The organism is Methylomonas koyamae (assembly GCF_019669905.1).
GTDB classification, from domain to species: Bacteria; Pseudomonadota; Gammaproteobacteria; order Methylococcales; family Methylomonadaceae; genus Methylomonas; species Methylomonas koyamae.
Map to the genome: position 1 here is coordinate 814,560 of NZ_AP019777.1, position 15,251 is coordinate 829,810.

Annotated in this window: 11 protein-coding genes; 9 read left to right on the plus strand and 2 right to left on the minus strand. The window is 59.0% G+C overall.

All coding sequences use genetic code 11. The features are described from left to right. The first annotated feature begins 59 nt into the window (after positions 1-59). The 3 genes from MKFW12EY_RS03955 to MKFW12EY_RS03965 are packed head-to-tail and all read left to right on the plus strand — an operon-like array spanning position 60 to position 3,018. Positions 60-1,895, plus strand: coding sequence for a VWA domain-containing protein (locus MKFW12EY_RS03955; RefSeq protein ID WP_221054039.1), 1,836 nt, complete (start codon positions 60-62; stop codon positions 1,893-1,895). Then, a complete protein-coding gene (locus tag MKFW12EY_RS03960) occupies positions 1,892-2,533 on the plus strand; it encodes a hypothetical protein (protein WP_064020573.1) in 642 nt (213 codons plus the stop codon). Before MKFW12EY_RS03955 ends, MKFW12EY_RS03960 begins: the two co-directional genes overlap by 4 nt. Next, positions 2,530-3,018, plus strand: coding sequence for a hypothetical protein (locus tag MKFW12EY_RS03965; protein WP_221054040.1), 489 nt, complete (start codon positions 2,530-2,532; stop codon positions 3,016-3,018). The genes MKFW12EY_RS03960 and MKFW12EY_RS03965 overlap by 4 nt, the downstream gene beginning before the upstream one ends. Before the next feature lie 3 nt (positions 3,019-3,021). Here the strand turns inward: MKFW12EY_RS03965 and glgX are convergent, their stop codons facing one another. After that, on the minus strand, positions 3,022-5,199 hold the full coding sequence (gene glgX / locus MKFW12EY_RS03970; RefSeq protein WP_221054041.1) for a glycogen debranching protein GlgX: 2,178 nt from the start codon (positions 5,197-5,199) through the stop codon (positions 3,022-3,024). 235 nt (positions 5,200-5,434) lie between these two features. On the opposite strand from glgX, the gene MKFW12EY_RS03975 reads away from it, so the two are divergent. The 6 genes from MKFW12EY_RS03975 (at position 5,435) to radA (ending at position 13,517) form a co-directional block, all read left to right on the plus strand. Beyond that, complete coding sequence (locus MKFW12EY_RS03975; protein WP_221054042.1) at positions 5,435-6,091, plus strand: DUF4912 domain-containing protein; 657 nt, start codon at positions 5,435-5,437, stop codon at positions 6,089-6,091. Next, a complete protein-coding gene (locus MKFW12EY_RS03980; RefSeq protein WP_221054043.1) occupies positions 6,084-7,670 on the plus strand; it encodes a glycoside hydrolase family 57 protein in 1,587 nt (528 codons plus the stop codon). Before MKFW12EY_RS03975 ends, MKFW12EY_RS03980 begins: the two co-directional genes overlap by 8 nt. Before the next feature lie 65 nt (positions 7,671-7,735). Next, on the plus strand, positions 7,736-9,235 hold the full coding sequence (locus MKFW12EY_RS03985) for an endonuclease/exonuclease/phosphatase family protein (protein WP_221054044.1): 1,500 nt from the start codon (positions 7,736-7,738) through the stop codon (positions 9,233-9,235). 52 nt (positions 9,236-9,287) lie between these two features. Beyond that, entirely contained in the window at positions 9,288-10,880 is a 1,593-nt protein-coding gene (locus MKFW12EY_RS03990) for a phospholipase D-like domain-containing protein (protein WP_064020579.1), read from the plus strand. 41 nt (positions 10,881-10,921) lie between these two features. Then, entirely contained in the window at positions 10,922-11,878 is a 957-nt protein-coding gene (locus MKFW12EY_RS03995; protein ID WP_221054045.1) for a formylglycine-generating enzyme family protein, read from the plus strand. A gap of 271 nt (positions 11,879-12,149) precedes the next feature. Next, positions 12,150-13,517: a DNA repair protein RadA gene (radA, locus tag MKFW12EY_RS04000; RefSeq protein ID WP_221054046.1), complete on the plus strand. Its 1,368-nt coding sequence runs from the start codon at positions 12,150-12,152 to the stop codon at positions 13,515-13,517. Between the two features lie 69 nt (positions 13,518-13,586). On the opposite strand, the gene MKFW12EY_RS04005 is transcribed toward radA, so the two are convergent. Beyond that, the gene (locus tag MKFW12EY_RS04005; protein ID WP_221054047.1) at positions 13,587-15,131 is read right to left on the minus strand and encodes a fused MFS/spermidine synthase; all 1,545 of its coding nucleotides are present in this window, start codon (positions 15,129-15,131) and stop codon (positions 13,587-13,589) included. Positions 15,132-15,251: the final 120 nt, after the last annotated feature.

Genomic DNA, 15,251 nt, shown 5'->3' on the forward strand with positions numbered 1-15,251 from the left:
TTAGTCAGCCCTTTGGACTATATTTGCTAGCCATTACCTAAACTCTTGCGGACGCAGTTATGTTTAGAATGCTGATATTGGCCGTATTGTGCACTTTCGGCCCGGAGGGGTTTTCTGTCCGGGCTCAGCCCGCGGCGCTGGCGGGTGGGGACGATATCCAGGTGTTGATAGACGTCTCCGGCAGCATGAAACAAAACGATCCGGATAATCTGCGGATCGAAGCCGGCCGCTTGCTGGTCGAATTGTTGCCGGAGGGTAGCCGCACCGGTTTGTGGTTGTTTGCCGAAAAGACGGTGCCGCTGATCGCCAGCGATAAAGTCGATGCGGCCTGGAAACAACAAGCCGGTAAAGCGTTGGCCAACATACATTCCCGCGGGCTCTACACCCACATCGAAGATGCGATCCGCACCGCGCTCAGCCAAGGCTTCAAAGGCTCCGGCCGCAAACACCTGATCCTATTGACCGACGGCTTCGTCGACATTTCCAAGGACATCATGCAAAGCGCCGATTCGCGCGAGCGCATTCTCAGCGAGTGGATTCCTAAGCTGCAACAGCAAGACATCCAGGTGCAGACCGTTGCCCTGTCCGACCAGGCCGACAAGGAACTGCTGGAAAAGCTGGCATTCGAGACCGGCGGGTGGGCCGAAGTGGCGCAGTCGGCCGACAGCTTGCAGCGCTCGTTTTTGAAAATGGCGCAGAAAGCGGCGCCGAAAACCACGCTACCGTTACGCAACAACAAATTCGACGTCGATGCCGGCGTCCGGGAGTTTTCGATCCTGGTCTTCAAAACCGCGCATGCGGCGCCGACCCAACTGGTCATGCCGGACGGCAATAAACTGGCCAAGCAGACCATGGCGGCCAACGTGTCGTGGCTGGAAAGCCGGAATTACGATCTGATTACCGTCAGGCAACCGGCGGTGGGCGAGTGGGGTTTGTTGGCCGAGGTGGATCCGGACAACCAAGTCATGATAGTCACCGACTTGAAACTGCAACTCAGCGAAATTCCGAATTTCGTCGGCGAACAAGAGGCGGTGGCGATCGAGGCGCACTTTACCGACCGCGACCGGTTGATCACCCGTGCCGATTTCCTCGGCATGTTGAGCTTGGAAGTCGGTTTGGACCAACAGGCGCCGCTGAAAATGGCGCCAGCCGGGAAACCCGGTTTTTTTCAACAAAGCCTGAACGGGTTGGCACTCGGCAAGCACAGCCTGAAAATACTCGCCGACGGCAAAACCTTCAAACGCGAAATCATCAGCGAGATTCAGGTGGTGGCCGCGCCGATTAGCGTGGCGCGCGAGATCGATGCCGCGCAGCGCCGGGTGCGGCTGCTGTTGAAGCCGGATCTGGCGGTGGTGGATCCGGCCGGAATGGTGGTCAATGCTCAGGTCAGCCGCGACGGCAAGCCGCCGGAAACGCATGTGGCTACTGAAAAAGACGGAATTTGGCAATTGGAGTTGGCCGAATTGCCGCCAGCGGCGATCACCAAGGTGGGCTTTAACGTGATGGCCAAGGACCGTAATGGCAAACCGTTGGCACCGGCCGTCAAACCGCTAACCATAGACGATAGCTGGTTCCAACCCGCCGAGCCGCCGGCCGGCGCCGCTGTGCATGCCGCCGAGCATGGGGAGCATGTGCAGCATGATGCGGTCGCGGCGGCTGCAGCCGAGAGCGGCCATGAGCCGGCGGCGGAACACCCATCTGCGGAATCTCCGCCGGCAGCGCATGCGCCGCCGGAGCAACCGCATACGCCGGCTGAACCGACCAATTGGTGGCTGGTCGGCGGAATTTTGTTGGCAATTAACCTGTTATTTGGGGTGGGCGGCTTTTTTATCCACCGTTATCTGAAAAAATCCGAGGCGGAACAGCATCAACGCTTGTTGGAGAGATTGTCATGAATTCGTTCGATTCGGTAATGGTGATATTGGCGGCGGAAGCCTTGGCGGTTTTGACGTTGCTGGCAATTGCGCTGTTTTGTTTTTCCCGCAACCGAAAAGGCAAGGAAATAGCCGAAATCGACCGCTTTATCAACGATCTGGAGGACCACTCCTTCGAAAAGGGCGAACGCCTGCAGCAATTCATCGGCGAAAATTGCAGTTTGAGCGAAGCGGAAATCGAAAGCGTGTTGCAGCAAGTCAGCGCCTCGGAGCGGGCTTTGCTGCAGGATATCATCCGGCTGTTTCTGAAGCGGGAAATGGCTTTGTTGCAAGGGATAGAACAGCGCATCGAGCAATTGGCCGAACCTTACCAAAATCTGGTCACCAATGCCGGCCACGGCCAGCAACCGCCCGTCAGCCATGAAAACGAAGACCTGGCGCAAAAGCAGGCCGGCCTGGAACGGGTCAACCAGCAACTGGTGCGCCAACTCGATACCGCGATGAAAACCATAGACGAAATGTCGGCCGAATATACCCGCGTGTTCAGCGGCAACCAAACCGCGTTGGAACTGGAAAACAGCAGTAAAAAGATGATGCAGATATTTGTCGACGCCGAACGGGCGCTACGCGCCGACCTGACGGAAATGGAGCGGCGATGAATTCAACCTGGATCATCCTGATTTTGGCCAATACGCTGGCTGTCAGCTTGATCGCGTTGGCCGTGCTGCTATTGGCCCGCGGCCGGGAAAAGAAACGGCGGCAGGCCGAAATCGAGGAATTGCTGGCCGAAATCAAGGATAGGCAGGAGCGGCGCGGCGATAGGCTGCAGTTGGCCCTGATCGAAAAATACCGTTTCGGCGAGGAAGCAGCACATAGCGTCGCCGACGTGTTGATGCTGGCCGAAAAGCAGTTCCTGTACCAGTTCGTCGAACAATTGCTCGGCCGGCAGCCGCTGGCCGGCTGTTACCGGAATCTGTGCGATTTGTTGGACAGCTATCTGAACGGTGCGTTGGCTGCTGCCCATTCGTCGGCAAACGCGGCCGCACCATCGGCCGCCGAGCCGGCGGCCGGCAACGCCGCAGCGGCTGCGGGCGCCGAAACCGAGCTGCCGCCGCCTCCGGACTGGGGCGACGTGTTCGACTGAACCTCAGACCGCGCTGTCGGCGAGTTTGAGGCCGGTGAATTTGCTGAAAAAATGCGCGGAAAGTTTGGACAGGCTATCGCCGCCGGCCAGTTCCTGTTTCGCGTTCTCGAATACCACCACCGAATGCGGTTCGACCGCGTAACGGTTTTCCGCCACCGGTTTCTGCTCGGCCGGATCGATAATGTCCTGCCCCGGTTTCTGCGCGGTATCGACCGCCAAGCGCCAGACCCGTTCCGGGATTGGCGGCAATGCCATCGCGTGGCGTTGGTCCGACATGTTCAGAATCACGTGCAGATCGGCCTCTTCCTTGGCCAGCGCAGTCAACGTGAAAGCCAGTATCCGCGTCTCCGGATCGTCCCAGCGCGGCGGCTGCTCGACTTGCAAGCCATGCCAGACGATATCCGGCATGTTGCGTTCCTCCAAGATTTCTCCGGTCAAAAATCGCCGCCGCATCAACGACGTGTGGCGTTTGCGCAAACGGATCATCTGCTGCACGAAGTGCAGCACGTCGGCGTTTTCCTTGGCTTTTTCCCAATTCAACCAGCTTAGCTCGTTGTCCTGGCAATAACAGTTGTTGTTGCCTTGTTGGGTGTGCAGGATTTCGTCGCCGGCCAGTAACATCGGCACGCCGTGGCTCAGCAGCAGTATGGCAAAGGCGTTTTTGACGCGTTTGCGGCGCAAGGCCTGGATGGCCGGGTCCCGGGTTGGGCCTTCCATTCCGCAGTTGCTGCTGAGATTGTTGTTACAGCCGTCGCGATTGTTTTCGCCGTTGGCGGCATTATGCTTTTCGTTGTAGCTGAACAGGTCGTTCAGCGTAAAGCCGTCGTGGCAGGTGACGAAGTTAATACCGCTGATCGGCAACCGGTGCTGGTGTTGGTACAAGTCGCTACTGCCGCAGATGCGGGTGGCGACCTCGCTGATGATGCCGGAGTCGCCGCGCACGAAGCGGCGGATCACGTCGCGGTAGCGGCCGTTCCATTCGCCCCAGCGGTAGCCGGGGAAATTGCCGACCTGGTACAGGCCGGAGGCGTCCCAGGCTTCGGCGATCAATTTGGTTCTGGCCAATTGCTCCGATAACTCGATACCCCAGACCAGCGGCGGGTCCTGCAACACGCTGCCGTCTTCGCCGCGGGCCAGCGCGCTGGCCAGATCGAAACGAAACCCGTCGACGTGCATTTCCCTGACCCAATATTCCAGGCAACTGATAATGAAGTTGCTGACCAGCGGATGGTTGGCGTTGACGGTGTTGCCGCAGCCAGTGTAGTCGTGAAAGATGCGCTTGTCGTGTTTGTCGGTCAGGTAGAAGCTGTTGCCGGTAATGCCCTTGAAATTGATGACCGGGCCGTCGGCGCCGGCTTCGGAGGTGTGGTTGAACACGACGTCCATGATCACGCCGATGCCGGCCTTATGCAGCGCTTTGACCAGGTCGCGGAATTCGCGGAGATGGGTACCTTGTTCCGGCGTCACGCAATAACCCGGATGCGGGCTGAAAAAACTGTGGGTGCTGTAACCCCAGTAGTTTTTCAGGCCCAGATCGGAGGTGTGCGGCGGTACGTCCTGTTCGTCGAACGCCATGACCGGCAGTAACTCGACGTGGGTGATGCCCAGCTTGGACAAGTAAGGGACTTTTTCGATCAGGCCGGCAAAGGTGCCGGGATGTTTGACCTTGGCCGACGGATGGCGGGTAAAGCCGCCGACGTGCAATTCGTAAATGATGGCTTTTTCGCTGCGGATCGCCAGCGGCGTATCGCCTTCCCAGTCGTAGCGGTCGTCGACTACCACCGCACGCATCGCATGGGTGCTGTTGTCGCCGGGCAGGCAGGCGGCGGCGCGTTGCCAGAGCTTGTCGCTGACCGCCCGCGCCCACGGGTCCAGCAGCAGTTTGTCCTTGTCGAAGCGCAAACCGGTTTCGCGGGTATTGCTCGGGCCGTCGATGCGCCAGGCGTACCAAGTGCCGGTCGGCAAGCCCTCGACGAATACGTGCCAGGAAAAAAAAGTGTGGTGCTTGTCTTTGCGCAGGGCAATGACTTGAAACGGTTCCGGACTCTCGTTGCTGGAGAACAACAGTAATTCGACGTGAGTGGCATGCCGGCTAGAGATGGAAAAATTCACGCCGTTTTCGCTGGCTTTGGCGCCATGCGGATAGGGACTCCCTGACTTTAAACTGTATGGTTTGCGCATGCCCTTTGCCGAAAAACTTGGATGCCTTGATTTTACTGCAAATCGTAGGTGCAGGCCTACGCCTTGCGTAAATATTCGACAACGGTTAGAGTCTTATTAGGGCGGCTTTGCGAAGGGCCGCACCAGCGCGCGCCCGCGGTCCGCGCCCAAATTTCCGCTAAACGTATCTTTAACATCGCCAATGGCTTCTTCCCGGTCAACTTCTGAGTCTCGCCTGCAGCTTTCTGCCGAGGAGATGCGGGATATCAGCCTGGAGATCAGCCGCGGTTTCGCCCCGCGCCGGTTCAGGGCCGGCGGCAGAGCGGCCACCTCCGGATTTTCGCCGCAGGAGTTGTTCAACATCAGCCAGCAAATCAGCCGAGAATTCGCGCCGCGGGCCGATGCGCGGGCGCCGGGTGCACCCAGTCTGGTGCTGTTGCCGGTCGACCCGCGCCGCTTGCACGCCTATTGGCAATTGCCCGAACCGCCGCGGTTGGTGCCGGCCGATGAGCCCACCGAATCGCCCGCGGCGGCCGAGCCGGGCTTGACCCTGCGGATTTACCGGCAAGCGGAAGCCGCCGACAGCGGAAAGGATCAGGCCGAAACCCGGCCGGCGTGGTTCGACCTGCCGGTCAGCGGCCAGAGCAGCCAGCAGCGAATCGCGTTACCCGAGCAACTGGCGACTGCCGCCGGTTATTACCAGGCGGCCATCGGCCATCTGGACCAGTATAAGGAGTTTACCGCTTTGGCTTATTCCAATCCGGCCGCCGTGGCCGAAGTTGCTGACGCGGCCGGCGAGTGGCTACCGCCTGCCATCGCCCAATTTGTGATGCCGGCCGGGGCCGGTTCCTTGCCTTCCCTGGCCGGTTCGTCCGCCGGTTCGGCTGTTTTGGCCTGCTCCGAGCATGAATAACGGCTATCTTGCCATCGTTTTGCACGCGCACCTGCCGTACGTGCACCATCCCGAGCACGACAGTTTTTTCGAAGAAAACTGGCTGTTCGAGGCGATCAGCGAATGTTATCTGCCGCTATTGGCCATGTTGGAGCGTCTGCGCTACGACCGGGTGGCGTACCGGCTAACCTTGTCGCTATCGCCGACGTTGATGGCGATGTTGCGCAATCCGTTGCTGCAAAACCGGTTTTTGCGCTATATGCGCGGCCGGGTGGAACTGGCCGAGCGCGAGGTCGAACGGACCCGGCGCTTGCCGCAGTTCCACGCCCTGGCGCAGCATTATCTGCAATTGTTTCAAGACAACTTGCACGACTACCAGCAACGCTACCAGTGCGATCTGCTCGCGGCGTTTCAGCGCCACCATAGCGGCGGCCGGCTGGAATTGATCACCACGGCGGCGACCCACGGTTACTTGCCGCTGCTGAACGTCAACCCCGCCTCCGTGCGCAATCAGATCGGCGTCGGCGTCGACAGCTTTCGGGCCCAATTCGGTTTTGCGCCGCACGGTTTCTGGCTGCCGGAATGCGGCTACTATCCGGGGCTGGAGCAGACGTTGAAGGCGGAGGGGATCGATTATTTCTTTCTGGAAAGCCACGCGCTGCTCAACGCCGACCGTCGGCCGCAATTCGGCGTATACGCGCCGGTCGATTGCGGCGGAATTGCCGCCTTCGGCCGCGATCCGGCCGCGTCGCATCAAGTTTGGAGTGCCGAATCCGGCTACCCCGGCGACGGCGATTACCGCGAATATTACCGGGATATCGGTTTCGATTTGCCGCTGGAATACATCGCGCCCTACATCCTCGACGGCGAGACCCGGATCAACACCGGCATCAAATATTACCGGATTACCGGCGGCAAGCAGCCCAAACAGGTGTATCAGCCGGAATTGGCCAAGTTGAAATTGCGCCAGCACGCCGCGGATTTCATCGCCAGCCGCCAACGGCAGATCGACGCCTTGGCCGCGGAAATGCGGCAGCCGCCTATCGTGGTGGCGCCTTACGATGCCGAGCTGTTCGGCCATTGGTGGTTCGAAGGGCCGTTGTGGCTGGAGCAAGTGCTGCGTTTGGCGGCCGGCGCCGACAACGGCGTGCAAACCGTCAGTTGCGGCGATTACCTGCAATTGCCGTTGCCGCGCCAGCCTGCGCTGCCGGCTGCATCCAGTTGGGGCGAGCACGGCTATTCCGAATTTTGGTTGAACGAAAGCAACGACTGGATTTATCCGCTGTTGCATAAGGCCGCCGCCGAAATGGAAAAACTGGCGAGCGATTTGCGCGGCTTCCAGGTCAGCGACTTGCAGCGGCGGGCGCTGAACCAAGCGGCGCGTTCGTTGCTGCTGGCCCAGGCTTCGGATTGGCCGTTTATCATGAAGGCCGGCACCACGATCGATTATGCGCGCAAACGCATCACCGACCATTTGGCGCGCTTCAATTATTTGCACGATGCGATCCGTAAGAACCGGATCGACGAGCGCTATTTGACAGCGCTGGAAATCATGGACGATATTTTTCCGGACATCGATTTTCGCGCCTATGCCGCCTAGGCGGCCGGCCGCAAGGCCAAACCGGCGCCGGCTATCGCCGCGCCGGCCAACTCTCGGGAGGGACCATGGATAACATCCAGTTACTGTATGTCGCCAATACCGTTAGCGGTAAGGCTGCTGCCAGCACGCAGACTTTGCAGTTCTTGATCCGGGTGGCCAATCTCGGTTACGGCAAGACCGTAGAGGTGCATTGGGCCGGCGAAGACGGCGTCTGGCGCCGGGTGTTGGCCGATTATTGCGCCAGCGCCGGCGACGGCAGCGAGTATTGGCGGGCCGAGGTGGCGTTTCCGCGCCAGGCCAGGGCCGAATTGCCCGGCGACATCCATTTCGTTGCTCGGCTGGAACATGAAGGCTGCGAGTATTGGGATAACAACGACGGTTGCCTAGACTACTTCTGCGCGGCCGGCAGCGGCGGCCGGATGACCGGAGTCATGCCGGTAGTGCCATTGAATCCGATGCAAGGCTTGGGTCCGGCGCAGCGTAACGTTCCGCTCAAATTCGCGGTCAATGCCGCACTGGCGGCGGAGAAAGTGACTGTGCATTGGACGCTGGACGATTGGCGCCACGTGCACAAGACCAGCTGCCGGCTGCAATCCGGGAAGCGCTCCGCGACCCATGGCGGTTACGCCGGGCTGCATCCGGTGCAGCTTTGGAGCGCCAATCTGAAAGTCGAAGGTGCGTTCCGCCTGCAATACAGCATCTGCTGCGAGAGCGGGGAGCAAACCCTCTGGGATAACAATGCCGGCCGCAACTATCGGCTGAGCCGGGCGCCGCTGAAAGTGCTGATCCTGAATCTGCATTGCTACCAGGAAGACGACCAAGACCGCAAATTCTGGCAAATCGCCAAAGCCGTCGACGAACTCCAAGCCGATGTGGTCTGTTTGCAGGAAGTGGCGGAACATTGGAACGACGGCCGCGGCGATTGGGCCTCCAATTCCGCCAATATCATCAACCGTCGCCTGAAAAAGCCGTTCCACCTGTACAGCGATTGGTCCCACCTGGGCTTCGATAAGTACCGGGAAGGGGTGGCGATTTTGAGCCGTTATCCGATCGAACGCCAGGAAGCCCGCTACGTCTCCGACAGCAGCGATGCCTACAGTATCCATTCCCGCAAAGTGGTCGCCGCCTGCATCGATGTCCCTTGCATCGGCCCGATCGACGTATTTTCGGCGCATTTGAGCTGGTGGGACGACGGTTTCCCCGAACAATTCCAACGTTTGTCGGATTGGGCCGACAGCCGGCGCGGCGGCGAGGTTGCGGCGACTTTATTGTGCGGGGATTTCAATATCGCCGCCGGTTCGCTAGGCTATCGCCTGGTCGTCGATGGTCACCGCTACGAAGACCAGTATCTGGCGGCCAATGCCCCGGCCTTGTTTCAACAGATTTTCCGGGTCGACGATGCCCATTGGCGCGATCAGTTGGCGGACGACTACCGGATCGATTACGTGTTTATGAACAAAGACAGCGGATTGCGGGCGACCTCGGCGCGGGTATTATTCACCGAGCAGGATTACGGCCGGGTGTCCGACCATTGCGGCTATCTGCTGGAGTTCGAGCCGCTGTGACCGGCTCGAAGGTTAACCATGGATTTCAACGTGTGCGATTAGGCGAGCGAACATGCAAGTAGCAGAACATTACGCCAGGCCGGTATTCGGCAAATTGGGCGGCTGTTTCCAACGCAGCAACGATTTCAGGGAGAGTTTCGACATCCGCTGGGGCAAGATCGATTTCGAATTGCACCACGGCGTCGCGGCCAATTTGAAGGTGGTACTAAAGGTATTCCGCGATTCGATCTGCGAAACCTACATCGTCGATACCGACGCCTACGATGTCGAATGGGATCGGCACAAACGTTCGACCCGGGATTTCTACGTTCTGCCGTATTCGGCCCAGTTCGGCCGTATCCATTGCATCAAGTTCGGGTTTATCGTCCATATCGGCGAGCATTCGATTGCCTCGCGCCACGAATACATTTTCATGGATGCGCCGCAATTGCAGGATAACCAGCCGACGCAACGCCAAATTAGCGAGCAATGGGCCACGCCCAACCATTACCGTACCCACGAGATCGATGCCGGCAAATTGCAGGCCGACGTGGATTGGTATAACCGCCATTTCGAGTCGCTGCATCTGACGCCGAAATTCACCAAGGGCCAGCAGCACCATCCTTACCACCCGAAGCGCTTCATCCACGACCATATCGACAAAACTATCGCCGCCAAGCGGACGCAACCCGACCGGCTGTGTACGATCAAGGTCAGCGTCGATTGCATCGACGACAACGACTTTATCAACCATTTGATCCATGCCAGCCACCAGGGCGTGCTGGTGCAATGCATCGTCGATTGGCGCAAGATGACGCTGACCAACAGCCAGAACTACGCCCGGCTGAAACGCTCCGGCATCGAGTTGGTCGGCGTGTTTTGCACGCCGAAGCACCATTTGATCGAAGTCGAGCCGGATATGCACACCAAATTCGTCATCTTCAACGACGAGGACGCTATCATCGGTTCGTTCAACATTACTTTCGACCGCTGGTGGGCCAACTGGGAGTCGGGCATGAGCTTTCATTCCCAGGGCGTGTGCCGGCTGCTGGACAACATCTTCCAAAGCCAGCGCGGCGGCGTGATCCAGAAATACGGCATCGACCCGCTCAGCCCGTTCAATTTGCTGTACACCTTCGGTCGCCAGACCATGGCCAACGGCAAGCTGTACCGGCCGCACCATGCAATTTTGGCCGAGATCCACCGCGCCCGCCGTTCGTTGAAGCTTTGCCTGTTTTTGATCGGCGATCTGCTCGGCGACCATAACGACAGCGTCGTTACCGCCTTGATCCAGGCCCGCGACCGCGGCGTGGACGTACAGTTGTTGTTCAACGGCCATTTGGCGCGGCAGGGCAAGATCGGCGTCGAACGGCCGATGTCCGAAGAACTGGCGCGGCCGTTGCTGCCTGCCATTCAACGCTTGAAAGACGCCGGCATTCGCGTCGGCCTGGTCTACGGCCAGGACGACTTGCCGGTGCCGTATTCGCCGATCCATTGCAAATATTGCGTGATCGACGAATACATCGTCATCGAAGGCAGTTTCAACTGGTACAACACCTCGGTGTTTTCCCACGACTTGGTCGTCGTCGCCGCCAACCGCGACGTGGCCCGGCCGTATCTGTACGAATTCGAGCAGATACAGCGTTTGTTCAGAGTGTTTTATTAACCGTATCGGTTACAGGATATTTTTATTTTGGAGTATCGAGCATGAATTTGCGCCAGGGCTGGTTGCTGCTTTTTTCTGTGCTGTTTATCAATTCCGGACATAGCGAAACGTTGCCCGGCAAAACGGGGCAGGCGGCTTCGTCGAAATCGAAACCCGCGCCGGTGCGAAAGGCGCGAAACCGGGCGGCAAAGCATTTTCGCGATTGTGCCGATTGTCCGGAAATGGTGGCAATTCCCGGCGGCGTGTATCTGATGGGTTCGCCGGTGACCGATCAGGAAGGGCAGGATTATGAAAAGCCGCGCCACGAGGTCAAAGTTAGCGGTTTTGCCATCGGTAAATACGAAATCAGCAAATCGCAGTTTGCCGCGTTTGTCGAGGCGGCCAACTACAATCCGGGTAACGAATGTTGGACGATGGAAGCCGGCAAGGGCGAAATGCGCAGCAACCGGAATTGGTCGGCCCCTGGCTACCCGCAAGATAGCGATCATCCGGCCACTTGCGTCAGCGTCGACGACGCCGAGGCTTATATCAAATGGCTGAATCAAAAAACCGGCAAACACTATCGCCTGCCTACCGAGGCGGAGTGGGAATACGCCGCTCGGGGCGGTAGTGCTGCTGCCCGGTTTTGGGGCGATAACCCGGATGGCGCCTGCAAATATGCCAACGTTGCGGATCTAAGCCTGCAAAAAGCGGATTCGAAAGTCATCCCGCACAACTGCGAGGACGGGTACGTGTTTACCGCGCCGGTCGGCAGTTACTCGCCTAACGCGTTTGGGCTTTACGACATGTTGGGAAATGTCTGGGAATGGACCTGCAGTGCGGATAGCGGATACGGTTCCAGCGAAGAGGAAAAATGTACCGGCCTGTTATCGCGGCGCATCTACCGCGGCGGTTCGTGGATCAATACCGCGGACTATGTCCGTTCCGCCTCTCGCTACGGCTATATTCCGTCATTTCGGTTCAATAACGTGGGATTTCGCTTGGCGCGCGATAATTGAGTTATATCCGGGGTGGCCCGGCATATAGCATCGCCTGGAACGCGCCCGCATTCGTTAGTTGCTGCCGGATCAAGTTGAACGCGGTTTGGCCGATTTGGCGGCCGGCCGGAATCGCGGCGCCGGCGAGACCTTGAATGCGCTGCGGCGCAATAGAACCTAGCGTAACGTCCCGAACAAAACGTTAGTTTTGGAAACGCCCGGAAATATCGCACTACCCAGGCTTTACCCCGATTGACGCCCCCTACCTTTAACGTTACGACCGGCAATTGCAATGGCTAAAAAAACCAAATCCGCTTTCGTCTGCACCGAGTGCGGCGCCGATTTTGCCGGCTGGGCCGGCCAGTGCAACCAGTGCGGAGCCTGGAATACGATCAAGGAAGTCAAACTCGGCGGCGGCAAATCGGAGCGCGAGCGTTCGGGTTATGCCGGCAGCCGCAGTGCGGTGCAATTGTTGTCCGAAGTCAATCTGGCTCAGGCCGAACGGATTTCCACCGGTCTGGCCGAGTTCGACCGGGTGTTGGGCGGCGGCATCGTCAAGGGCAGCGTGGTGTTGATCGGCGGCGCGCCCGGCGCCGGCAAGAGTACGATTTTGTTGCAAGCCGTCGCCCATATCGCCCGGCAACTGCCGGTGCTGTACGTGTCGGGCGAGGAGTCGTTGCAACAGATCGCCGAACGCGCCCATCGGTTGCAGCTCAATAGCGCCGGCATCAAGATGTTGGCCGAAACCTCGGTGCAGCAGATTTGCCAGGTGTTGGACGAAGAGCAGCCGCAGGTTGTCATCATCGATTCGATTCAGGTCATGTACACGGCGGACTCCGACTCGGCGCCGGGCTCGGTGTCGCAGGTGCGGGAGTCGGCCAGTTATTTGACCCAATACGCCAAGCGCACTGGCGTATCGTTCTTTATGGTCGGCCACGTCACCAAGGACCAGTCGTTGGCCGGGCCGATGACCTTGAGCCATATCGTCGACGCCCAGGTGGTGCTGTCTTCGACCGACGATGCGCGGTTTCGGGTGCTGCGGGCCGACAAGAACCGTTTCGGCAGCGTCGGCGAGCTGGGTTTTTTTGCGATGGAAAGCAGCGGCTTGAAGGAAGTGAAAAACCCGTCGGCAATGTTTTTGTCGCGGGCGGAAAAACCGGCGCCGGGCAGCGTGGTGACGGTGTTATGGGAAGGCACCCGACCGCTATTGGTGGAAATCCAGGCGTTGGTCACGGAAAGCCAGTACGGCAATCCGCGCCGGCTGGCGGTGGGTCTGGACCAAAACCGTTTGGCGATGTTGCTGGCGGTGTTGTCGCGCCACGGCGGCATTTTCACCGGCAACGACGAGATTTACGCCAATGTGGTCGGCGGCATCAAGGTCAGCGAGACCAGCACCGATTTGGCGATCTTGGTTGGCGTGGTGTCCAGTTTGCGCGACCGCATCGTGCCTTACGATGCGGTGTTTTTCGGCGAAGTGGGTTTGAACGGCGAAATCCGCCCGGTCGCCAATGGCCATGCCCGCCTCAACGAAGCCGCCAAACACGGCTTTAAAAAAGCCATCATTCCGAAAAGCAACAAACCCAAGGACGGCGTCAAAAATCTGGAAATTCACGCGGTGGGTAATATTCAGGAAGCGTTGGCGGTGGTCAACGAACTGTAGGCGGGGCGGCCATCGGCCTTGGCAAAACTGTCGCCGGTTCGGGCTCGGCCGGAGGCCGGCGTTGAAGCGTCAACGCACCATCAGTTCCGGGCCGAATGCATCGATCACGACCCGGCGGTAATTCTCGGCTTTGGCAATTTGCAGATGTTCCAGCGGATTATAGTTGTCGGTAATGATCGTGCCGCCCGCGTTGTCCAGGGGCAGTCTGCGTTGCGCCAACCAAGTTTGTTGCGCTTCCGGCAAGCCCTGGGCAGCGATATCGATAGGGTGGTTAGTCGCCAGAAAAATAAAATCGTTGAAGTTTTCGCCCGGTTCGGACACGAAAAACAACTGGTGCGGAAAGACTTGTTCAAGCGTACGCGAAACGCTGGCTAGAGAAGGATTACGGCCGCCGTCGTAGAACGCGACGAAATTGAGCGCCATGATGCCGTGGTCCGACAACAAGCCGCGCAGTTGGGTCAGCGTTTCGACGGTCAACAGGTGCGAGGGCTCGGAGCCCCCGGTAAAACAATCGTGAATGATCAGATCGTAGGGCCCGGTCAAGTGGCGAATTTCGTAACGGGCGTCGCCGATGATGTTTTTGCCTCGCGGTTTAAAACCGAAATAATCGGCGGCCGCGTCGGCCACCGCCGGGTCGATTTCGAGAGTATCGGTGGCAATGCCGTAGCGCTCGTGCAGCGTGTTCGCCATCTTGCCGGCACCGAGGCCGACCACCAGGGCGCGGCGGATGCCCGGCGCCAGCGAGGGTAGGGCGTCGACGATGTTTTGGTAGGTCAAACGGTTCTCGCCGTTGGAAATGGTTTCCGCGCCTATCGCCGAGGCATCCGAGGTCATGACGCGCAGGTCGTTGGCCGGATGGTCGATCACTCTGACCCAGCCATACAGGCTTTCGCGTTCGGATTGAATGTGAAATTGGTCGTTGCCGCTGCTACGGCCGACAACGATGGCCGGCAATAAACCGGCGGCCAGCGCCGCCAAAAATAGGCAGGGCAGCAAGCGGCTGTTGCCGAGATACTTTTTTTCGACAACCGCGATCGCCAGACCCAGCATCAGCAGTAATACGCCCAGTCCGACCAGAATTTCCCGCGAGCCGACAAATGGAAATAAGAAGAAGCCCAAGACCAAAGTACCGACAACGCTGCCTACCGTGCTGACGGCATAGATCGAACCGGCGCTGGAACCGACGCCGTCGATACGCGCGGTATAAAGTTTGATGGCAAATGGGCTCACCATGCCCAGCATGGTCAGGCTGGGCAGGAACAAGGCGAGTGCGCTGGCAAAAGCCCCGGCGCGTAACCCTAGCGGATCGGTCGCCAACAATACCGGGCGCGTCAGCCAGGGGATGGTCAAGGTTAACAGCCCGGCCAGCGCAATGACCAACGACAAGCCGGTCCGCTCGGCCCGGTCCGCCCAGCGGCCGCCGACGAAATAACCCAGTGCCAGCGCAATCATGGTGATCGAAATCAACGACGACCAGACATAAAGGCTGGCGCCGTAAAACGGCGCGATCATGCGCGTGCCGAGCAATTCGATGACCATGACGGCTGCGCCCGTGACGAAAACGGTTAGGAACAGTCCGGCGCGGCCGCCGCCGGCAAGTGGTGGGTGGTTCATGTTATTGGTTCCGCAAGGTAGTAAAAATTCTTTGTGGCCGAGGGTTGCAGGATAAGACCGTTCGCAGCGAATTCGCCGATACACGAGCATTAGAGCTGCGTTTAAGCGCATTTCGCTGTT